Source organism: Nonomuraea sp. NPDC049504, from assembly GCF_040676845.1.
In the GTDB taxonomy this organism is placed as follows: Bacteria; Actinomycetota; Actinomycetes; order Streptosporangiales; family Streptosporangiaceae; genus Nonomuraea; species Nonomuraea salmonea.
Window position 1 is genome coordinate 115,275 of record NZ_JBFAPT010000010.1, and the last position, 20,177, is coordinate 135,451.

At 72.1% G+C, this 20,177-nt stretch carries 19 protein-coding genes; 4 read left to right on the forward strand and 15 right to left on the reverse strand.

All coding sequences use genetic code 11. The features are described 5' to 3' along the window. Positions 1–83 precede the first annotated feature (83 nt). From AB0K28_RS20490 to chrA, 4 genes are read right to left on the reverse strand one after another with little or no spacing between them, the layout of a single operon-like run. A complete protein-coding gene (locus AB0K28_RS20490) occupies positions 84–563 on the reverse strand; it encodes a carboxymuconolactone decarboxylase family protein (RefSeq protein WP_364372157.1) in 480 nt (159 codons plus the stop codon). After that, entirely contained in the window at positions 560–976 is a 417-nt protein-coding gene (locus AB0K28_RS20495) for a MerR family transcriptional regulator (RefSeq protein WP_364372159.1), read from the reverse strand. Before AB0K28_RS20495 ends, AB0K28_RS20490 begins: the two co-directional genes overlap by 4 nt. A 44-nt stretch (positions 977–1,020) precedes the next feature. After that, positions 1,021–1,761 (reverse strand): MarR family transcriptional regulator, encoded by a 741-nt coding sequence (locus AB0K28_RS20500; RefSeq protein WP_345405319.1) that lies wholly within the window; start codon positions 1,759–1,761, stop codon positions 1,021–1,023. Positions 1,762–1,776: 15 nt separating this feature from the next. Then, positions 1,777–2,925, reverse strand: a complete 1,149-nt coding sequence (gene chrA / locus AB0K28_RS20505; RefSeq protein WP_364372161.1) for a chromate efflux transporter — start codon at positions 2,923–2,925, stop codon at positions 1,777–1,779. A 114-nt stretch (positions 2,926–3,039) separates the two neighbouring features. Here chrA and AB0K28_RS20510 point away from each other — a divergent pair, with 114 nt between their 5' ends. Both AB0K28_RS20510 and AB0K28_RS20515 read left to right on the forward strand, forming a co-directional pair. Then, positions 3,040–3,423: a VOC family protein gene (locus tag AB0K28_RS20510; RefSeq protein ID WP_345405325.1), complete on the forward strand. Its 384-nt coding sequence runs from the start codon at positions 3,040–3,042 to the stop codon at positions 3,421–3,423. 173 nt (positions 3,424–3,596) lie between these two features. Continuing rightward, positions 3,597–4,976: a pyridoxal-dependent decarboxylase gene (locus AB0K28_RS20515; RefSeq protein WP_364372164.1), complete on the forward strand. Its 1,380-nt coding sequence runs from the start codon at positions 3,597–3,599 to the stop codon at positions 4,974–4,976. 15 nt (positions 4,977–4,991) lie between these two features. Here the strand turns inward: AB0K28_RS20515 and nhaA are convergent, their stop codons facing one another. Then, entirely contained in the window at positions 4,992–6,221 is a 1,230-nt protein-coding gene (gene nhaA / locus AB0K28_RS20520) for a Na+/H+ antiporter NhaA (protein ID WP_345405329.1), read from the reverse strand. A gap of 94 nt (positions 6,222–6,315) precedes the next feature. Then, complete coding sequence (locus AB0K28_RS20525; protein WP_364372166.1) at positions 6,316–6,906, reverse strand: TetR/AcrR family transcriptional regulator; 591 nt, start codon at positions 6,904–6,906, stop codon at positions 6,316–6,318. Between the two features lie 71 nt (positions 6,907–6,977). On the opposite strand from AB0K28_RS20525, the gene AB0K28_RS20530 reads away from it, so the two are divergent. After that, entirely contained in the window at positions 6,978–7,625 is a 648-nt protein-coding gene (locus tag AB0K28_RS20530; RefSeq protein ID WP_364372168.1) for a class I SAM-dependent methyltransferase, read from the forward strand. A gap of 90 nt (positions 7,626–7,715) precedes the next feature. After that, the gene (locus AB0K28_RS20535; RefSeq protein WP_364372170.1) at positions 7,716–8,492 is read left to right on the forward strand and encodes an SDR family oxidoreductase; all 777 of its coding nucleotides are present in this window, start codon (positions 7,716–7,718) and stop codon (positions 8,490–8,492) included. Positions 8,493–8,628: 136 nt separating this feature from the next. Here AB0K28_RS20535 and AB0K28_RS20540 read toward each other — a convergent pair whose 3' ends face one another. The 9 genes from AB0K28_RS20540 to uppS form a co-directional block, all read right to left on the reverse strand. Continuing rightward, entirely contained in the window at positions 8,629–9,534 is a 906-nt protein-coding gene (locus AB0K28_RS20540; protein WP_364372172.1) for an NADP-dependent oxidoreductase, read from the reverse strand. 301 nt (positions 9,535–9,835) lie between these two features. Then, positions 9,836–10,531 carry a response regulator gene (locus AB0K28_RS20545; protein ID WP_364372174.1) on the reverse strand — a complete coding sequence of 232 codons (696 nt, stop codon included), beginning with the start codon at positions 10,529–10,531 and terminating at the stop codon, positions 9,836–9,838. Then, positions 10,528–13,050 carry a DUF4118 domain-containing protein gene (locus AB0K28_RS20550; RefSeq protein WP_364372176.1) on the reverse strand — a complete coding sequence of 841 codons (2,523 nt, stop codon included), beginning with the start codon at positions 13,048–13,050 and terminating at the stop codon, positions 10,528–10,530. Before AB0K28_RS20550 ends, AB0K28_RS20545 begins: the two co-directional genes overlap by 4 nt. A 1-nt stretch (position 13,051) precedes the next feature. Then, a complete protein-coding gene (locus AB0K28_RS20555; RefSeq protein ID WP_345405347.1) occupies positions 13,052–13,861 on the reverse strand; it encodes a potassium-transporting ATPase subunit C in 810 nt (269 codons plus the stop codon). Continuing rightward, positions 13,862–15,943 carry a potassium-transporting ATPase subunit KdpB gene (kdpB, locus tag AB0K28_RS20560; protein ID WP_364372179.1) on the reverse strand — a complete coding sequence of 694 codons (2,082 nt, stop codon included), beginning with the start codon at positions 15,941–15,943 and terminating at the stop codon, positions 13,862–13,864. Between the two features lies 1 nt (position 15,944). Further along, complete coding sequence (gene kdpA, locus AB0K28_RS20565) at positions 15,945–17,594, reverse strand: potassium-transporting ATPase subunit KdpA (RefSeq protein ID WP_364372182.1); 1,650 nt, start codon at positions 17,592–17,594, stop codon at positions 15,945–15,947. Next, complete coding sequence (locus tag AB0K28_RS20570; protein ID WP_364372185.1) at positions 17,594–17,683, reverse strand: potassium-transporting ATPase subunit F; 90 nt, start codon at positions 17,681–17,683, stop codon at positions 17,594–17,596. Before AB0K28_RS20570 ends, kdpA begins: the two co-directional genes overlap by 1 nt. 317 nt (positions 17,684–18,000) lie before the next feature. After that, a complete protein-coding gene (locus tag AB0K28_RS20575) occupies positions 18,001–19,410 on the reverse strand; it encodes an oxygenase MpaB family protein (protein WP_364372188.1) in 1,410 nt (469 codons plus the stop codon). After that, positions 19,407–20,129 carry a polyprenyl diphosphate synthase gene (gene uppS / locus AB0K28_RS20580; RefSeq protein WP_364372191.1) on the reverse strand — a complete coding sequence of 241 codons (723 nt, stop codon included), beginning with the start codon at positions 20,127–20,129 and terminating at the stop codon, positions 19,407–19,409. Before uppS ends, AB0K28_RS20575 begins: the two co-directional genes overlap by 4 nt. Positions 20,130–20,177: the final 48 nt, after the last annotated feature.

Sequence of the window (20,177 nt, forward strand, 5' to 3'; positions counted from 1 at the left end):
GACCATGGCGGACAGGTCCAGCGCGGGAAGGCTGCCACCCAGGCGGCCGGGCGGGCGGGTTCGGGCTGCGCGAGCATCGCCGTCTAAGAGTCCTTCAGCAGGCCGCGTTCGCCGAAGACCTTCTTGGCGACGAACGTGGCGTTGATGGCCTTGGGCATGCCGCAGTAGACGGCGGTGTGCAGCAGGGCTTCGGCGATCTCGTCGCTGGTGAGGCCGACGTTGAGCGCCGCGTTGATGTGCACGTCGAGCTGGGGTTCGCAGCCGCCGAGGGCGGTGAGCATGCCGAGGGTGACCAGTTGGCGGTCGCGTGGCGACAGGCCGGGCCGGTTGTAGATCTCGCCGAAGCCCCAGGCCACGACCTGGTGGCCGAGCTCGGGGTTGACGTCGGCGAGTGCGTCGATGACGCGCTGCCCGCTCTCGCCGTCGACGCGGTTGAGTACCTCCATCCCGCGCTCGAAACGCTCCTGACGGGTCTCGGCGGTGCTGTCCGAGGTGGGGTGCGTGGGTCCCGTGGTGAGGTCGGTGGGTCCCGTGGTGGGTTCCGTGGTGGGGCCGGTGGTCATGGTTGGTCCGTTTCCGGCTGCTGGTCGAGCAGCGTCTCGTAGTGCTTGATCTTGTCGCCCAGGGCGGCGGCGTTGCGGAGCAGGCCGCGGATGCGCTCGTCGAGCTCGGCCTGGTGTTCGCGGAGCAGGGCCAGCCGGTCGGCGAGGGTGGCGTCGCCGGCGGCGCGCAGCCGGGCGTACCGCTGCATGTCGCTGATCGACATGCCGGTCTCGCGCAGCCGCAGCAGGAACTCCAGCCAGTCCAGGTCGGAGGCCGCGTAGCAGCGCTGGTTGCCGGGGGTGCGGCCGACTCCTTCGATCAGCCCGGCGCGCTCGTAGTAGCGCAGGGTGTCCGGGGTGAGGCCGGTGCGCGCGGCGACCTGGGCGATCGTGAGGGTCGGCTGCTCCTCTGGCCGGGCATGTCCGTCACTCATGGGACGAACGGTAGAAGTTGGAGCGCGCTCCAAGTCAAGCCGGGTCAGACGCTCAGGGTGTGCAGCAGGAACCGGATGCGGGTGGTGAGGTCGTCGGCCGTACGGACGAATGCCGGGTAGCCGCCCTGATCAGGGGCCGCCGGGTCGGGGAGGCTCCAGTGCGTCGTCTCGGGAGCACCGGGCAACTCGGGACATACCTCGCGGACCCGGTCGCACAGGGTGATCACCCGGTCGAAGCGGCGGCCGGTGAACTCGCCCAGGTGCTTGGGGTGGTGGGCGCTCATGTCGAGGCCGCGTTCGTGCATGACACGGATCGCGTCGGGATGGAGCGGTTTGGGGGCGCTGCCCGCGCTGGCGGCCTCGGCCCGCGGCCCCGCCAGGTGCCGCAGGAGCGCCTCGGCCATCTGCGATCGGGAGCTGTTGCCCGTGCAGAGGAACAGGACGCGGAGGGGAGCGGAGCCGACCTGGGGCGGGGGCGGCGCGGCGGGGATCAGGCGAAGGCCGGGATGCAGCGCGGCGCCGGCCTGCATGAGCAGGGTGCGGCAGGCGGCGAGGTCGAGGCTGTAGTACGTGTCGCGCTTGTCGGCCGAGCTGCGGCGCATGGTGACCAGGCCGCCGGTGCGCAATTGGCCCAGATGGTACGAGGTGAGGCTCTGCTTCTGGCCTACCAGGGCCGTGAGCTCACGTACCTGCAGATCGCTGCGCGCCAGCTCGTTCAGCAGCCGCCACCGCACCGGATGCCCGGTCAGGCGCAGGACCTCGGGCGGCGAGAGAGTGTCGCTCACTCTCACCACGATACATCAAATCAAATTGATGAGAATGCCGATCGCGGCGCCGCCCGCGATGAGCCAGGCGTTGTTGAGTTGGGTACGCCACAGCAGCACCAGGCTGATCACGGCGATGGCCACCGTCGGCACGTCGATGAGGGCGGTGCGGGCGAGCTGGTACGACACGCCGGCCATGAGCGCCAGCGCGGTGGCGTTGACGCCGTCGAGCAGGGCGGAGGTCCACCGGGATGCGCGGAGCCGGTGGGTGATCTTGGTGAGCAGGCCGACGAAGACGAAGGAGGGCAGGAAGATGGCGACGGTGGCGAGGAACGCGCCGATGGGGCCGGCGACGAGGTAGCCGATGAAGGTGGCGGTGGTGAAGACCGGCCCCGGAGTGACCTGGCCGATGGAGACGGCGTCGATGAGCTGGGCGGAGGTGATCCAGCCGAGCCGGTCGACGAAGTCGCCGCGCAGGAAGGCGAGCAGGACGTAGCCGCTGCCGTACAGCACCGAGCCGATCTTGAGCATGGTGAGGAAGAGCTGGGCGAGCTGGCCGCCGGTGGGGTCGGGGAAGACGGGTGCGCCGAGCATGGGGACGCCGAGCATGGGGACGCCGAGCAGGCCGTGCACGCCGCCGGGGCGGCGCGGGAGGTGGGCGGCCGCGGCCAGGAGCGCGCCCGCCGCCAGGATGAGGAGTTCGTTGACGCCCAGCAGGTACGCCGTCAGCGCCCCGGCCGCCACCGCCGCGAGCCACCAGGACTTGATCACGGCCCTGAGCAGGCCGAACAGGGCGTGGGCGATGATGGCGATGACCACGGGGACGATGCCGTACAGGATGCCCTCGACGGCCGGGGTCCTGCCGTAGGTGACGTAGGCCCAGGCCAGGGCGGTGACGATGAGGGCGGCGGGCAGGATGAAGCAGGCACCGGCCAGGATGAGGCCGCGCCGTCCCGCGCGGTCGTGGCCGAGGTGGATGGCGAGTTCGGTGGAGTTGGGGCCGGGGATCAGGTTCGTGGCGCCCATCAGGTCGGCGAAGCGTTCGTCGGTGACCCAGCCGCGGCGGCGTACCAGCTCGTCGCGCATCATCGCGGTGTGCGCGGCGGGGCCGCCGAACGCGATGGTGCCCAGTTTGAGGAAGAGCAGCGCCACCTCCCGCGCCGCGCCGCCCTGGCGATCGTCCACCCCGCCGTCCTTCCGCTCGCCCTCGCTTGTACGGGTACATCAAACCAGATTGATGTACCATCGCCTCACGGCGGCCCCCGGGTAGCGACGCCGCCGCGACAGGAGGCTCCCATCATGGCCACATCCGACCAGTACGCCGGCGTCCGCTACCTCGTGGACGACGTCCAGGCCGCCGTCGACTTCTACACGACGCACCTCGGTTTCACCGTCCGCACCGCCGTCGCGCCCGCCTTCGCCGACGTCGTACGCGGCCCCCTGCGGCTCCTGCTGTCCGGCCCGCCCAGCTCCGGCGCCCGCGCCACCCCCGAGGGCACCCCGCCCGGCCGTAACCGCGTCCACCTCCTCTACGAGGACCTGGACGCGGAGATCGACCGGCTCCGGGCCGCCGGGCTGTCGTTCCGCAGCGAGGTCGTCTCGGGTCCCGGCGGCCGGCAGATCCTCCTCGAAGACCCCTCCGGCAACCTCGTCGAACTCTTCGAGCCCGCCACCCCGCACTGAACCACCGGCCCGCGCAGAGGCACGCCCGTTCACGCCGGCGCGGGGGTGACGAGGGCCCCCTTATCGCTCTGGCGGGTGCTGGGCCTGCACGGGCTCGCACGCGTCCGTGGGTGGTGCGGGCTGACTTCTCACCCGCGGGGCCGCGCCTAGGCCGCGCTCTCTACGCTGGCTCCATGCACCCACGACTCAGGGACGATCTCGCCGACCTGCCCGGCCTGCTGCACGAGGCTCGCGAGCACGCCACCCGGTTCCTGGCGGGGCTGGGGGAGCGGCCGGTCGGGCCGCCGCCCGGCCCGCGCGAGCCGGTCGCGCTGCCGGAGCGCGGAGCCGGGGCGAGGGGTGCGCTGGAGGTGTTCGAGCGGCGCTGGGCAGCCGGGTTCTCGGGTGGTGCCGGTCCCCGGTACCTGGGGTTCGTCGTCGGTGGCAGTACGCCGGCCGCGCTCGCCGGTGACTGGCTGACGGCCGCCTACGACCAGAACGCCGACAGCGGTGTCGACTCCTCGGTCGCCGACCTCGAACGTGAGGCCGTCGGCTGGCTGCGCGACCTGTTCGGGCTTCCTGGCGCGCACGAGGGGGCGTTCGTCAGCGGCGCCACCATGTCGAACGCCACCGGCCTGGCCATCGGCCGCGAGTGGGTCGGGGAGCGGCGCGGCGTCTCGGTGGCCGATCAGGGGCTCGCGGCGCTGGGGCCGGTGCGGGTGCTGTCCGGGACGCCGCACTCCAGCATCGGCAAGGCGCTGTCGATGCTCGGGCTCGGCCGTGCGGCGCTGCGCAGGGTCGGCGTGCTGCCCGGCAGGGAGGCGGTGGACGTGCAGAGCCTCGAAGCGGCGCTGCGCGAGCTGGACGGCGAGCCCGCGATCGTGGTCGCGAACGCCGGCACGGTCAACACCGTCGACTACGACGACCTGCGGGCGATCGCCGCGCTGCGCGAGCGGTACCCGTTCTGGCTGCACGTGGATGCCGCCTTCGGCGCCTTCGCCGCGCTCTCGCCCGGCCACGCCCACCTCGTGGACGGCCTGGGAGAGGCCGACTCGATCTGTCTCGACCTGCACAAGTGGCTGAACGTCCCGTACGACAGCGCCGCGCAGTTCACCCGCCGCCGCGACCTCCAAGCGCGGGTCTTCCAGAACTCGGCCGCCTACCTCGGCTCGCTCGGCGACCGGCCCGACTTCCTGCACCTCACGCCGGAGAACTCGCGGCGGCTGCGGGCGCTGGCGGCCTGGTTCACGCTGGCGGCGTACGGGCGGGAGGGCCACGCCGAGATCGTCCGGCGGGACATCGCGCTCGCCGCCCGCCTCGGTGAGCGCCTGGCCGCGATGCCCGCGTACCGGCTGCTGGCCCCGGTCCGGCTGAACGTCGTCTGCTTCACCCTCGCCGACGCCCCCGAGCGGGCCGCCGAGGTGGCCCGCTCGGTCGCGGAGTCCGGCGAGGCGTTCGTCACCACCACCGAGTACGCGGGCGTTCCGGCCCTGCGGGCGGCGTTCTCCAACTGGCGCACGACCGAGGCCGACGTCGACCGCGCGGCCAAGGCCCTGGAACGCGCGGCCGGCTGAGCCAGCCGGCCGGGTCTAGCGAGCGGCGGCGTGCGTACGGGCGCGCAGGCGCAGGATCACCATGGCCACCAGCGCCGCCGCGACCGACCCGGTCAGCACGGCCACCTTCACCTGCGCGACCTCCGCCGCACCGAAAGCCAGCTCGCCGATCAGCAGCGACACCGTGAACCCGATCCCGGACAGCACGGCGAGCCCCGCCATGTCGATCCACCCCAGCCCCTCGTCCAGCGTGGCGCGGGTGAACCTGGCCACCAGCCACGTCGCGCCCAGGATGCCAAGGGGCTTGCCGATCAGCAGCCCGGCCAGGATGCCGGCGGCGATCGGCTCGGTCAGCGTGCCGGCCAGCCCGCTCAGCCCGCCCAGCGACACCCCGGCGGAGAAGAACGCGAACACGGGCACGGCGACCCCGGCCGAGACCGGGCGGAACCGGTGCTCGAAGTGCTCGGCGAGCCCGGTCGCGTTCTCGCCTGAGTGCGCCGCGACGGGAACGGTCAGCGCCAGCAGCACCCCCGCCACGGTGGCGTGCACCCCGGAGGCGTGCACCAGCGCCCATGTGGCGAACGCGAGCGGCAGCAGCAGCCACCAGGCCCGTACGCCGCGTCGTACCAGCACCGCGAAGACCGCCAGCGGGACGAGGGCGCCCAGCAGCGGCAGCACCGCGAGGTGTGCGGTGTAGAAGAGGGCGATGACCACGATGGCGATCAGGTCGTCCACCACGGCCAGGGTCAACAGGAAGGTCCGCAGCGCCTCCGGCAGGGAGCGGCCGATCACGGCCAGCACCGCCAGCGCGAACGCGATGTCGGTGGCGGTCGGGATCGCCCAGCCTTGCGCGCCGCCAGAGCCGCCGGCGATCGCGAGGTAGACCAGCGCGGGCACGACGACCCCGCCGACGGCGGCGGCCACCGGCACCGCGGCCCGCCGCACGTCGCGCAGGTCGCCCGCGACGAACTCGCGCTTCAGCTCCAGGCCCGCCACGAAGAAGAAGATCGCCAGCAGGCCGTCCGCGGCCCACGTGGCCAGGTCCAGATCGAGGTGCAGCGTAGCGGGGCCCACCTCGAAGGCGCGCAGGTCCTCGTACGTCTGCGCCCACGGCGAGTTGGCCCAGACGAGCGCGACGAGTGCGGCGGCCAGCAGCAGCGCGCCGCCGATGGTCTCCTTGCGCAGGATGCCGGCGATGCGGCGGGCCTCGGAACGGTAGAACAGGTTCCGGGCAGGACGAGATGGCGTGGTGAAGGTGCCGGGCATGAAGCTCCGCTCGTGGTCGGGGAACAGGACGTACGCTCGCCGACCAGACTTCCCGGCACACCACCTAAAACCTATCAAACTACGCAAACATCGCTTAGCCCCGGGAGAGGACGGCGTCCACCAGCGTGTCGGTGAACTCCCGCGTCACGGGCTCGCCGGTGACCAGGACGCGGTAGTAGATCGGCCCCATGATCTGGTCGACGGCCAGGTCGATGTCCACGCCGGGGTCGAGGTCGCCCCGGATATGCGCGCGTTCGAAGGGGAGCCGGTCGTGGCCGCGCTGCTTGCCGAGGTGCTCGGCCTGCAGCCGGGCGGCGAGCGCCGGGTCGTGCTGGGCCTGGGCGGTGAGGGCGCGGAACACGGCGCCGGCGTCGGAGGCGGTGAGGAAGGCGGCGACGTTGCGGGCGTGGGTGCGCAGGTCATGCCGCAGGTCGCCGGTGTCGGACGGGATGAGCGCCTCGGCGGCGTCCTGGACGAAGGCGTCCATGAGGATGTCGTTCTTGGACGTCCACCAGCGGTAGATCGTCTGCTTGGCCACGCCCGCCCGCTCGGCGATGCCCTCGATGGTCAGGCGCGCGTAGCCGACCTCCACCAGCAGGTCGTCGGCCGCCTCCAGCACGCTCTGGCGCGCCTCCTCGCTGCGGCCGTACCGGTTGCCGCGGTGCTTCTGCGCGGTGCCGCCCATGGGCTCCCTCCTTCGACGCGTCCGACCTTAGCAGGTTGTCTAGACGCAACGGTGAGTCTACGGTAGGCGCCATGAACACCTTGACGAAGCCCGAAACCGCGCGACTCCTCGACCGCCTCTTCACTGCGGCCGACCGCGAAGAGGCCGACCCCGCCCCCTGGCCGCTCGACATCCCGTACGCCGAGGCGACCGCGCGGCAGCGTGCCGACGCGCTGGCGGGGGAGTACATGCCGATCTCCAGGGCGGGCGGCCGGCTGCTGTACGCGCTGGCGCGCAACGGCCGCCCCGAGACGATCGTCGAGTTCGGCACCTCGTACGCCATCTCCACCCTCCACCTGGCGGCCGCGGTCGCCGACAACGGCACGGGCCACGTCTGGACGACCGAGCTCAGCGACGTCAAGGTCAAGGCCGCCCGCGCCAACCTGGAGCAGGCGGGGCTGGCCGAGCACGTGACGATCCTGCCCGGCGACGCCTTCGAGACGCTGGCCGAGGTGCCGGGACCGATCGGCCTGCTGCTGCTCGACGGCTGGAAGGAGCTGTGCCTGCCGGTGCTGCGGCTGCTCGAAGACCGCCTGGCCCCGGGGGCGCTCGTGGTTGCGGACGACATCACGTTCGCGAGCATGGCCGACTATCTCGCCTACGTCCGCGACCCCGCGCACGGCTACGTCTCCGTCGCCTTCCCCGTGGAGGACGGCATGGAGATCAGCTGCCGCCCCTAGCGCTTTGCCGATGCGGCAAACGGCTTTGCGGACCACGCGCCGCCGCCCCGACCCTGGTCACTGAGCAACCCCTACCGACAGGAAGCCACAGTGAACAAGGACCTCGCCGGCCCCACCGCACCGGTCACCGGAGCCGCCGACCTCGCCGGCCGGACAGCGCTGATCACCGGAGCCACCGCGGGCATCGGCCGCGCCACCGCCCTGGCCCTGGCCGGGCGCGGCGCCCGCGTCATCGTGCACGGCCGCGACCGCGAGCGTGCGGAGGCCACGCTGCGCCGGATCGAGGAGGCGGGCGGCTCGGCCCGCTTCGAACCCGCCGACCTCACCCGGCCGGCCGAGGTGACGGCGCTGGCCGAACGCGCCGGGGACGTCGACATCCTCGTCAACAACGCCGGCGTGTTCCACTTCGCCCACACCGCCGACACCGACCAGACGACCTTCGACACGCACGTCGAGGTCAACCTGCGCGCCCCCTACCTGCTCGTGCAGGCCCTGGCCCCCGCCATGGCGAAGCGCGGGCACGGCGCGATCGTCAACGTCAGCAGCGGCGCCGCCACCACCCCCGGCCACGGCACCGGCGTCTACGGCGCCACCAAGGCCGCCCTGGAATCCCTCACCAGGACCTGGGCGGCGGAGTACGGCCCGGCGGGCGTCCGGGTCAACGCCGTCGCGGCCGGTCCCACTCGCACGGAGGGGACGGCCGCGTTCGGCGACGCCTTCGAAGCCGCGGGACGGTCGGTCGCCCTGGGACGCCTCGCGGACGCCGGGGAGATCGCCGCGGCCGTCGCCTTCCTCGCCTCCCCGTCCGCCAGCTACGTCAACGGCACCACCCTCAGCGCCGTCGGCGGCCTGCCCGCCCACGGTTGAGCGTGATGATGGAGCCAGCTCGCGGATGACCTCGCTCCATCGTCAAAGCCCTACCTCCTGGCACCAGAAACGGCCAGACGCAGGTGGAGGAGATCGCTTCCCGCCTTGAGGTTGATCGTTTCCCGGGACGGCCCGTTCAGAAGATCAGCGCGACCTTGCCCTTCAAGCTCCCCCGCTGGAAATGCTCGTGCGCGGCTTTCACGTTCTGCATGGCGTATTGCGCGTCTACCCGGATCTTCAGTCGCCCGCCGTCCACGGCTGCGGCAAGTTCGGCGAGCCCGCGGCCGTCTTCGCGTACCTGGTTGACCGTGGTGCGCACCCGACGATGCGACAGGTCGGGTACGGGCCCGGCTTGGGTGGCGATCGAGGCGTACCTGCCGCCATCGGCCACGGCGTCGGTGACGAAGGCGCCGAAGGTGTCGAAGACGGCGTCGTAGCCGCCCACCGGCAGGGTGGTCCTGTCGGCGGTGATGTGGTCGGCTCCCAGCTCCTGTACCACCTTGATGTGCGCCTGTCTGGACACCAGCGCGTCCACCTGCGCTCCGCGAGCACACGCGAGTTGCACTGCCAGTCCGCCGACGGCTCCTGCCGCGCCTGCCACCAGCAACTTGTCTCCCTGGCCGACCCGCAGCCAGTCCATGGTCTGCAACGCGGTCAGTCCCGGCAGGGGCAGGGTCGCCGCCTCGACGAGGCTGACCGACGTGGGCGCCTGGGCGATGGAGGCAGCCGGGATGACGACGAGGTCGGCCCATGACCCCCGCCCGGTCGCCAGCTGATGCGACATGCCGAACACCCGCTCGCCGACGGACAGCCCGCTCGTGCCCGGGTTGACGACGATCCCCGCCAGTTCCCAGCCCAGCGTCATCGGCAACGGTGGCGTGCCCTCACCGATGGCCCCTTCCCTCGTCTTGTCATCGACCGGGTTGATGGCCGAGGCGATGACCCGCACCAGCACCTCGCCATCGGCCGGTTGCGGTTCCGGTACGTTGACCAGCGCCAACACATCGAGATCTCCAAAGCGGTCGATCTGAAGAGCACGCATACCCAACTCCCAAACTGTCCGATGAACGTCCAACATTAACGGTGGCCCCTTTCGCGCCGGTGGCAGACCGGCGCCCTGTGCGGTGATGGCTCCGGGTTCAGTAAGGGGATCCTGCAGTCCTGGGGCCCCGGCGATGCCATTGCCGCCAACAGTGTGGAGTTTCAGCTATGCCTTGAGCCTTCCGCGACACGGTCCACACCTCACAGCAGTGCTCGCACTGCGGCTGGGCAGTGAGTCACGCTGCCTGACGCGGACCGGACCGTCGAAGCCGTCGACGGTGAGGAGCCGCGAGCTCGGTCGTTCACGGCCGAGAAGCCGACGGGGTGTAGCGGTAGCCCATGCCGGGTTCGGTGATGAGATGGCGGGGGTGGGCGGGGTCGGGTTCGAGTTTCTTGCGCAGCTGGGCCATGTACTGGCGCAGATAGTGGGTCTCCTTGACGGCCTGGCCGCCCCAGACCTCGGTGAGCAGGTAGCGCTGCGAGATGAGCTTGCCGGGATTGCGCAGCAGGATCTCCAGGATGTGCCATTCGGTGGGGGTGAGCCGGAGCCCGCCGGAGACGGTCTTGCCGGCCAGGTCGACGACGTGCTCGCCGATGCGGACGGTGACCGGCTCGGCGTCCTGGGCGGCGTCGTGGACCGCGGCGCGGCGGGAGACGGCGCGGATGCGGGCCAAGAGCTCCTCGATGCTGAACGGCTTGGTCACGTAGTCGTCGGCTCCGGCGTCCAGGGCGTCGATCTTGTCCTGGTTGTCGGCGCGGCCCGACAGCACGACGATGGGCACGCGGGTCCAGCCGCGCAGGCCGTGGATGACGTCCGTGCCGTCGATGTCGGGCAGCCCGAGGTCGAGGATGACGAGGTCGGGGTGCCATCGGGCGGCCTGGCGCAGCGCCGATGAGCCGTCGGCGGCGACCTCGACCTCGTAGTGGCGGGCGACCAGGTTGATGCGCAGGGCGCGCAGGATCTGCGGCTCGTCGTCGACGACGAGGATCTTGGTCATGACGGCTCCACCGCGTCGTGGACGGGCATGCTCACCATCATCGTCAGCCCTCCTCCCGGCGTCTCCTCCGGGGTGAGGGCGCCGCCCATGGCCTCGGTCAGGCCGCGCGACAGCGCGAGCCCGAGGCCGACGCCGGTGTCGTTGTCGCGGTCGCCGAGTCGCTGAAAGGCCAGGAAGACGCGCTCGCGGTCGGCGCGCGGGATGCCGGGGCCGCGGTCGATCACCCGGATCTCCACCTTGTCGTCGTGCCTGCTTCCGGTGATGAGCACCTTGTGCTCGGGCGGGCTGTGGCGTACGGCGTTGGCCATCAGGTTGACCAGCACCCGCTCCAGCAGGGCGGGGTCGGCCACGATGTCGGGCAGGTCGGCGGCGAGGTCGCCCTCGATGCGGTCGCGCAGGGCGCCGAGGTCGTCCACGGCGCGGGGCACGACCTCCTCGAGCGCGACGGGTTGCAGCGACAACCCGAGGACGCCGGCCTGCAGACGGCTCATGTCGAGCAGGTTCTCCACCAGCCGGTGCAGCCGGGTCAGGGACTCGTCGGCGGTGGCGAGCAGCTCGTCGCGGTCCTGGGGCGTCCAGGCGACCTCGTCGTTGCGCAGGCTCTCGACGGCGGCCTTGGCGGCGGCGAGCGGGGTGCGCAGGTCGTGGCTGACGGCGGCCAGCAGGGCGGTGCGCATCTTGTCGGCAGCGGCCAGCGGCTCGGCCCGTTCCGCCGCCTCCTGGAGGCGTTCCTGGCGCAGCGCGACGGCGGCCTCGGCGGCGAATGCCTCCAGCACCCGCCTGTCGCTGGCGTCCAGCAGCCGGCCGCGGGCGGCGAGGACCAGGTCCTCCCCGACGGCGACGTCGGTGTCGGCCATGGCGGGCGCAGTGCAGGGGGCGGCGCCCGAGGTGGCGACGATGCGCCAGGCACCGGGGTCCTGCCGGTCGCCGGCACGTTCGAGCAGGGTGACCGCGTCGAGCCCGAAGGTCTCGCGCAGCCGTCCGAGGAGCGAGGACAGCGCTGCCTCGCCGCGCAGCACGTGACCGGCCAGTGCGGACAGCACCTCGGCGTCCGCGCCCGCGCGTGCGGCCTGCCGGGTGCGCCGGGCCGCCAGGTCCACGATCGTGCTGACGGCCGCCGCGACCAGGACGAACACCACCAGGGCGAACAGGTTCTCCGGCGCGGCGATGGTGATCCGCCCGGTGGGCGAGGTGAAGAACCAGTTGAGCAGGAGCGAGCCGCCGACGGCGGTGACGATCGCCGGCCACATGCCGCCGACGAGGGCGACGCCGACGACGAGGCAAAGGAACAGCAGGATCTCGCTGGGTAGCGAGAGCACGCCGCGGAACGGCGACAGGGCGGCGGTCAGCGCGGGCATCCCGGCCAGCGCCACGGCCCATCCGGCCAGCCGGCGCGTACGGGTGAGCGCGGCGCGGGCACGCTCCGGCCGCCTGCGGCCCTTCTTGGCCTCCTCGTGAGGCACCAGGTGCACGTCGATGGAGCCGGACAGCGAGGTCGTCTCCACGCCGACGCCGCGCGAGAGGATCTGCGCGAACCGTCCTCTGCGGGAGGCGCCCAGGACGAGCTGGGTGGCGTTGACGCCGCGCGCGAAGTCGAGCAGCGCGCGGGGGACGTCGTCGCCGACGACCTGGTGGTAGCTGCCGCCCATGTCCTCGACCAGCGTGCGCTGCCTGGCCAGGTTCGCCGGGTCGGCGCCGGCCAGCCCGTCGGAACTGGTGACGTGGACGGCCAGCAGGTCGGCGCCCTTGGTGCGGGCCGCGATGCGGGCGGCTCTGCGGACGAGCGTGTCACCCTCGGGGCCGCCGGTGAGGGCGACCACGACGCGTTCGCGGGTCTCCCAGGTGCCCTCGATGCCGTGGTCGGCGCGGTAGCGGTCGAGCTGCTCGTCCACCTTGCCCGCCACCCACAGCAGCGCCAGCTCGCGCAGCGCGGTGAGGTTGCCGACGCGGAAGTAGTTCGCCATGGCGGCGCTGACCTTCTCGGGCGCGTACACATTGCCGTGCGCCATGCGGCGGCGCAGTGCCTCCGGCGACATGTCGACCAGCTCGATCTGGTCGGCGCGGCGCACCACCTCGTCCGGCACTGTCTCGCGCTGCGGCACGCCGGTGATCTCCTGGACGACGTCGTTGACCGACTCCAGGTGCTGGATGTTCACGGTGGAGACGACGTCGATGCCGGCGTCCAGGAGCTTGTCGATGTCCTGCCAGCGCTTGACGTTCTTCGAGCCGGGCACGTTGGTGTGGGCCAGCTCGTCGATGAGCGCCACCGCCGGCCGGCGCGCGATCACGGCGGCCACGTCCAGCTCGGTGAAGGTGGCGCCGCGGTGGACGACACGCCTGCGCGGGACGACCTCCAGCCCTTCCAGCAGGGCGGCGGTACGGGGCCTGCCGTGGGTCTCGACCAGGCCCACGACCACGTCCCTGCCGCGCTCGCGCGCGCGGCGGCCCTCGCCGAGCATCGCGTACGTCTTGCCGACCCCGGGCGCCGCCCCGAGGTAGATGCGCAGCCGTCCCCTCATGTCACCTCCCGTCGAGGGCGAGGTTGAGCGCGAGCACGTTCACGGCGGGCTCGCCCATGAAGCCCAGCGCCCGGCCGATGGTGTGCCGCCTGATGAGCTGTTCGACCTCGGCAAGGCGGAGCCCGCGCGCTCTGGCGACGCGGGGCGCCTGAAGCTCGGCGTAGGCGACGGAGATGTGCGGGTCCAGGCCGGAGCCGCTCGCCGTCACCGCGTCGGCCGGCACCCGCACGGCGGTCACGTCACCGCGGACGGGGACGGTACGTCCGGCCGCGTAGTCCTCGCCCCTCCTGGCGCACTCCACCGTCACCCCCTGGTACGTGCGCACGAACGGGACGGCCGGACAGACCTGGTTGACGCTCACCACCCGGCCGGGGAACACCTTGAGCACCGCGCCGACCCCGTCCGCCGTGCAGTACGGACGCGCGCCGCTGACCCCCTCCAGCTCGCCCACCGCCTTGGACCGGGCGCAGACCAGGGTCAGCAGCGACGGCCTGCCCGCGTCCACGACGTCCTCGGGCCCCAGGTTGGAGGCGCCGCTCGCGGCCGGGTCGTAGCCGGTCGCCGACGGGCGGGACTGGAAGTACGCGCGGATCGGCTCACCGCCGGCGCCGGTGAAGGACTGGCCGATGAGCGCGCTGCCGACGGCCCTGCCGTGCGCGGTGACGATCGAGCCGTTGGCGCGGCCGTGGAACAGCGCCTGCGCGACGCCGGTGACGGCCAGCGGATAGACGACGCCGAGCAGCGCGCTGAGAACGGCCACCGCTCTCAGCGCGGCCACGTGCCGGCGAACCCAGCTGGGCATACGTTCCATTTAACCCATCCCTGGAAGGAGGCTGACGAGCAGGTCGATGGCCTTGATGCCGAAGAACGGCGCGACGACGCCGCCGAGGCCGTAGACGTACAGATTGCGGCTGAGCAGCTTGGACGCGCTGGACGGCCGGTATCTGACGCCTCTGAGCGCCAGCGGGATCAGCGCGACGATGACGAGCGCATTGAAGATCACCGCGGCCAGGATCGCGGACTGCGGGCTGGACAGGCGCATGACGTTGAGCGCGTCGAGACCGGGGTAGACCGCGGCGAACATGGCCGGAATGATCGCGAAGTATTTGGCGAGGTCGTTGGCGATCGAGAACGTGGTGAGCGCGCCCCGCGTGATGAGCAGCTGCTTGCCGATCTCGACGATCTCGATGAGCTTGGTCGGGTCGGAGTCGAGGTCCACCATGTTCCCGGCCTCCTTGGCGGCGGAGGTGCCGGTGTTCATGGCGACGCCGACGTCTGACTGGGCCAGGGCGGGGGCGTCGTTGGTGCCGTCGCCGGTCATCGCGACCAGGCGGCCGCCCTGCTGTTCCGCCTTGATGAGGGCGAGCTTGTCCTCGGGGGTGGCCTCGGAGAGGAAGTCGTCCACGCCGGCTTCATCGGCGATGGCCGCGGCGGTCAGCGGGTTGTCGCCGGTGATCATGATGGTGCGGATGCCCATGCGGCGCAGTTCGGCGAAGCGTTCCCCCATGCCCTCCTTGACGACGTCCTTGAGGTGGATCACGCCGAGCACGCGGCCGGCCTCCGCGACCACCAGCGGGGTGCCGCCGGAGGCGGAGATGCCGTCCACGACCTGCCCGACCTCGCCGGACGGGCGGCCGCCCGTCTCGCGCACCCACGCCAGCACCGCGGCGGCGGCGCCCTTGCGCACCTGGCGGCCGTCCACGTCGACGCCGGACATGCGGGTATGGGCGGTGAACGGCACCCAGGTCGCGTGCGCGAGCTCGCCCGGAGGGCGCTCGCGCAGGCCGTGGCGCCGCTTGGCGAACACCACGATCGAGCGGCCCTCGGGGGTCTCGTCGGCCAGGCTGGACAGCTGCGCCGCCTCGGCCAGCTCGGTCTCGCCGGCCCCGTCCACCGGGACGAACGCGGCGGCCTGCCGGTTGCCGAGCGTGATGGTGCCGGTCTTGTCCAGCAGCAGCGTGGACACGTCGCCGGCCGCCTCGACCGCGCGGCCCGACATCGCGAGCACGTTGCGCTGCACGAGGCGGTCCATGCCGGCGATGCCGATGGCCGACAGCAGCGCGCCGATCGTGGTCGGGATCAGGCAGACCAGCAGCGACACCAGCACGACGCCGGTGACGCCGTCGCGGCCGATGGCGAGGGAGCCGGGGACGCCGGGGTTGGCGGCGACGGAGTAGACGGCCGCCGGCTGCAGGGTGACGGTGGTGACGAGGAAGATGATCGTCAGCGCGGCCAGGAGGATGTTGAGCGCGATCTCGTTCGGCGTCTTCTGCCGGTTCGCGCCCTCGACCAGCGCGATCATCCGGTCGATGAAGCTCTCGCCGGGCTTCTGGGTGATCCGCACGATGATGCGGTCGGACAGCACCTTCGTGCCGCCGGTCACGGCGGAGCGGTCGCCGCCCGACTCGCGGATGACCGGGGCGGACTCGCCGGTGATGGCGGACTCGTCCACGCTGGCGATGCCCTCGACGACGTCGCCGTCGCCGGGGACGACCTCGCTGGCCTCGACGATCACGTGGTCGCCGGGCCGCAGCTCGGCGGCCGGGACGACGTCCCAGGTGCCGGGGTCGTGCGGGCTGCGCAGCCGGCGGGCCCGGGTGCCGGCCTTGGCCTGGCGCAGCGTGGCCGCCTGCGCCTTGCCGCGGCCCTCGGCGACCGCCTCCGCCAGGTTGGCGAAGAGCACGGTCAGCCACAGCCACACCACGATCGCCCAGGCGAGGAACGAAGGATCGGCGACGGCGAGGATGGTGGTGAGAGCCGCGCCGGCTTCGACGACGAACATCACCGGGTTGCGCCACAGCGTGACCGGGTTGAGCTTGCGCAGCGCGTCCGGCAGCGCGGCGGCCAGCTGACGGGGGTCGAGCAGGCCGCCCTTCAGCACAGAGGTTGGCATGTCAGGACAGCCCTTCTGCGAGGGGCCCGAGCGCGAGGGCAGGGAGGAAGGTGAGGGCGACCAGGATCACGGTGACGCCGATGAGCAGGCCCACGAACAGCGGCCGGTGCGTCGGCAGCGTGCCCGCGCCCTCGGGGACGGGCGCCTGCGCGGCCAGCGACCCGGCCAGGGCCAGCACCAGGACGATCGGCAGGAAACGGCCGAAGGCCATGCACAGGCCGAGCGCCACGTCGTACCAGGGGGTGCCGGCCGTGAGGCCGGCGAAGGCGGAGCCGTTGTTGTTCGAGGCGCTGGTGAAGGCGTACAGGACCTCGGACAGGCCGTGCGGGCCGGCGTTCAGCATGCCCGCTCGCCCCTCGCCCGAGCCCAGCGCGGCGGCGCTGCCGGACAGCACCAGCACCGGCATGACCAGGAAGTACAGCGAGGCCAGCTTGATCTCGCGGGCGCCGATCCGCTTGCCGAGGTATTCCGGGGTGCGCCCGACCAGCAGCCCGGCGACGAACACCGTGATGACGGCCAGCACGAGCATGCCGTACAGGCCCGCGCCGACCCCGCCGGGCGCGACCTCGCCCAGCATCATGTTCAGGAGCGTCATCATGCCGCCGAACGGGGTGAAGGAGTCGTGGAAGGAGTTCACCGCGCCGGTGCTCGTGAGCGTGGTGGCGGCGGCGAACGTGGCCGAGCCTGAAACGCCGAAGCGCAGCTCCTTGCCCTCCATCGCGGCGCCGGCCGCCTGCGGCACGGTGGCGGCGCCGGACAGCTCGAAGACGTTGGTGAGCAGCACGCTCGCCACCGCGAGCACCCCCATCACCGCCAGGATCGCATACCCCTGCCTGACCTGGCCCACCAGGCGGCCGAAGGTACGGGTGAGCGCGAACGGGATCACCAGGATCAGGACGATCTCGAACCAGTTCGTCCAGCTCGTCGCGTTCTCGAACGGGTGGGCCGAGTTCGCGTTGTAGAAGCCGCCGCCGTTGGTGCCCAGCTCCTTGATGGCCTCCTGGGAGGCGACAGGCCCGCCGGTGATGGCCTGCGTGCCGCCGGTCAGGGTCGTCACGTGCTGGACGCCGGAGAGGTTCTGCACCACGCCGCCCGCCACCAGCACCAGCGCGCCGGCGAAGGCGAGCGGCAGCAGGATGCGCAGCGTGCCGCGGACCAGGTCCACCCAGAAGTTGCCGATCGTGGCCGACTCCCGGCGGGCGAAGCCGCGTACCAGGGCGACCGCGACCGCCATGCCGGCCGCGGCCGAGACGAAGTTCTGCACGGCCAGCGCGGCCATCTGCGTCAGGTGTCCCATGGTGGACTCGCCGGCGTACGCCTGCCAGTTGGTGTTGGTGACGAAGCTGATCGCGGTGTTCCAGGCGATGTGGCCGGTCACCGGTTCCATGCCGAGGCTCAGCGGCAGCCGGTCCTGCAGGCGCTGCATGCCGTACACGACGAGGACCGAGACCAGCGAGAACGCCAGCAGGGCGCGGGCGTAGACGGGCCAGCTCTGCTCGGCGTCCGCGCGGACCCCCAGCAGGCGGTAGACGCCGCGCTCGGCCGCGGTGTGCCGGGACGTCGCGTAGACGCGGTACATGTGGTCGCCGAGCGGCTTCCAGGCCAGCGCCAGCGCGGCGATCAGGGAGCCGGCGAAGAGCGTGGCGGCCATCAGAAGCGCTCCGGGAACAGCAGGGCCGCGACCATGAAGACCACCAGGGCGCCGGCCACGATGAGGCCGGTGGCGTCGACGGCGCTCACAGCCGCTCCACCGCCCGTACGACCAGCCCGAAGACCGCGAAGATCGCGATCGTCATGGCGACGAAGATGACGTCGGCCATCCCCACTCCTCAGCTCGGATGATCAGAGCGCCGCCCCTGGATGAGCGGCGCAGATCAAGCAAACGTCGGAAATATGGGTGTTTCGCCGTTCTTGACGGGATTCATACGGCTATGGCGCGGATATTGACGGCCTCGCTACGCCTACGGCTGGAGGGTCGCGCGGGTACCAGGCGCCGGGCTTGTCACCGACGTCCTCAGGGGCGGCCGGGCTGATCGGGACGAAACCGGCGCGCGACTCTATCCGGACGTGAACAGCGAGGTGTAGGCGCTGGAGTGCTGCTGACCGGACATGAAGGAGACGAACTGCCGGACGAACGCGCTGCGCGAGTAGGCGTCGCCGCTGCCCGCCAGGTCGCGGTGGAAGGCCGTGCGGAACAGGTCGCGGTATTCGCCGGCGTCGATCTTCTCGTCGTCGTCGGTGTCGGTGACGTCGAACAGCACGTCGGCGATCCTGATGAGGCCGGTGCCGGGCAGGCGGGCCGCCGCGGCGGCGTACTCCTCGCGGGTGACCCGCCCGTCGCCGTCGCGGTCGAGCGCGGCCTGCAGCTCGGACCACCACGCGGCGTACGCCTGGAACAGCCGCTCCTCCTCCTGCCCGCCGAGGTCGAGCCGGGTGGCGATCTCGCGCGCCATGGCGGCCAGGTCGGGCCAGCGCAGGCAGCCGTCGCCGGTCTGGTCGAGCACCTCGGTGAAGAACCGGTCGGCCGAGCGGGTCACCTGCTCGCCCTCGTCGTCGCCGGCAGGGGTGAGCAGGCGTACGAGGGCCGCGGCCTTGCGGGCCTGCCTGCGTACGGTCTCCAACGGGGCTTCGCCCTGGCCGTCCAGGAGGTTCATGAAGAAGTCCACCCGCGTCCAGCTCTCCGGCAGGTGGCGGGTGGCGAGGGCGGCGCCCAGGTAGGCGCTCTGCATGAGCGTGCGGGCGCCCGGCAGGTCGGGCAGCGCGACCCGCCTGCTGAACGCCTCGGGGAGCGAGGCGATGGTGATCGCCGTGGCCAGCGGGCTCGCCACGGCCCGGCCCGCCGTCCACAACGCCGGGTGGGCGCGCAGCACGGGAGGAGCGGGCACGTTCGCGAAGAGCCGGTAGAGGATGACGCCGACCGCCTCGTTGTTCTCCAGGCGGTGCTCGACGATGTCGTCGAAGTAGGGCCAGAACTCGGGCAGCGTCGCGGGCAGGTGGTCGGCGGTGCCCTCCATCAGCGCGAGGAACGTACGGTGTTCGTCGTAGAGGCGGCGCATCGCGTCGGCGCCGAGCGCGTCGCCGCTCAGCCGGCACATCGTCACCGTCGAGTCGAACAGGGTGGCCACCACCCACGCGCGCGCCTCGGGATCGGTCGCGTCGTAGGGGCGGCCCTGGGCGTCGGTGCCGGACATGCGGGAGTGCAGGCGGTTGAGCCGGGCCGCCTCGCGGTCGCGTACGCGCGGGTCGGGGTCGAGCAGCCGCCGCGCGCTCGTGACGGTGTTGCGCAGCCGCCGCCACGGATGCGTCAGGAACGTGGAGTTCTCCATCAGCGCCGCGCCGATCTGCGGATGGGCGGCCTCCAGCAGGGTGGCCCTGGTCACCGCGAGCCCCCAGCGCGCCTCGGAGGTCACGGGGCGCAGGAGCGAGTCGGGGCCGAAGACGTCCTGCTGCGGGTCGGTGTGGCTCAACGAAGGCCCTTTCCTGTGACGGTGGTGGGGTGGACGTCGCCGAAGCGGCGCCGGCGCCGCAGGTAGGCGTCGAGGCATTCGGCGAAGTGGGCGGCGCGGAAGTCGGGCCAGAGCACCTGGGGGAACACCCACTCGGCGTAGGCGACCTGCCAGAGCATGAAGTTGGAGATGCGCTGCTCGCCCGAGGTGCGGATGACGAGATCGACGTCGGGGGTGTCGGGATAGGGCAGGTGGGCGGCGAAGCCGGCCTCGGTGACCTCGTCGGCGGGTGTCGCGGACCTGATCAGCGAGCGGGCGGCCTGCACGATGTCGCGGCGGCCGCCGTGGTCGAAGGCGACGGTCAGCGTCATGCGGGTGTTGTCACGGGTGAGCGTCATCAGGTCGGTGATGTCGCGGACCAGCGGGGCTGGGATGCGCGGGTCGCTCATGCCGAGGAAGCGGCAGCGGATGCCGCGGGTGTGCAGCGCGGGCGCGTGCTTGCGGATGGCGCGGCGCACGAGCCGCATGAGGATGTCGATCTCGCCCGCCGGGCGCCGCCAGTTCTCGGTGGAGAAGGCGTACAGGCTGAGCCAGGTGACGCCGGCGGCGCGGGCCGCCTCGATGACGTCCATGACGGCGGCCTCGGCGGCCTCGTGACCCGCGGTGCGCGGCAGCGAGCGCTGCTCGGCCCAGCGGCCGTTCCCATCCATCACGCAGGCCACGTGACGCGGTACGGCCATGACCACCTCCATAGCTGACCGTTACTGTTCCAATACTCTAAGCGATGC

Excerpts from the sequence above, each read along its gene's own strand:
- AB0K28_RS20515 (WP_364372164.1), top strand. The coding sequence starts at position 3,597 with ATGCACCCACGACTCAGGGACGATCTCGCCGACCTGCCCGGCCTGCTG.
- AB0K28_RS20490 (WP_364372157.1), bottom strand. The coding sequence starts at position 563 with ATGACCACCGGCCCCACCACGGAACCCACCACGGGACCCACCGACCTC.
- AB0K28_RS20530 (WP_364372168.1), top strand. The coding sequence starts at position 6,978 with ATGAACACCTTGACGAAGCCCGAAACCGCGCGACTCCTCGACCGCCTC.
- AB0K28_RS20510 (WP_345405325.1), top strand. The coding sequence starts at position 3,040 with ATGGCCACATCCGACCAGTACGCCGGCGTCCGCTACCTCGTGGACGAC.
- kdpA (WP_364372182.1), bottom strand. The coding sequence starts at position 17,594 with ATGGCCGCCACGCTCTTCGCCGGCTCCCTGATCGCCGCGCTGGCGCTG.
- AB0K28_RS20540 (WP_364372172.1), bottom strand. The coding sequence starts at position 9,534 with ATGCGTGCTCTTCAGATCGACCGCTTTGGAGATCTCGATGTGTTGGCG.
- uppS (WP_364372191.1), bottom strand. The coding sequence starts at position 20,129 with ATGGCCGTACCGCGTCACGTGGCCTGCGTGATGGATGGGAACGGCCGC.
- nhaA (WP_345405329.1), bottom strand. The coding sequence starts at position 6,221 with ATGCCCGGCACCTTCACCACGCCATCTCGTCCTGCCCGGAACCTGTTC.
- AB0K28_RS20555 (WP_345405347.1), bottom strand. The coding sequence starts at position 13,861 with ATGGAACGTATGCCCAGCTGGGTTCGCCGGCACGTGGCCGCGCTGAGA.
- AB0K28_RS20525 (WP_364372166.1), bottom strand. The coding sequence starts at position 6,906 with ATGGGCGGCACCGCGCAGAAGCACCGCGGCAACCGGTACGGCCGCAGC.
- AB0K28_RS20550 (WP_364372176.1), bottom strand. The coding sequence starts at position 13,050 with ATGAGGGGACGGCTGCGCATCTACCTCGGGGCGGCGCCCGGGGTCGGC.
- AB0K28_RS20545 (WP_364372174.1), bottom strand. The coding sequence starts at position 10,531 with ATGACCAAGATCCTCGTCGTCGACGACGAGCCGCAGATCCTGCGCGCC.
- kdpB (WP_364372179.1), bottom strand. The coding sequence starts at position 15,943 with ATGCCAACCTCTGTGCTGAAGGGCGGCCTGCTCGACCCCCGTCAGCTG.
- AB0K28_RS20495 (WP_364372159.1), bottom strand. The coding sequence starts at position 976 with ATGAGTGACGGACATGCCCGGCCAGAGGAGCAGCCGACCCTCACGATC.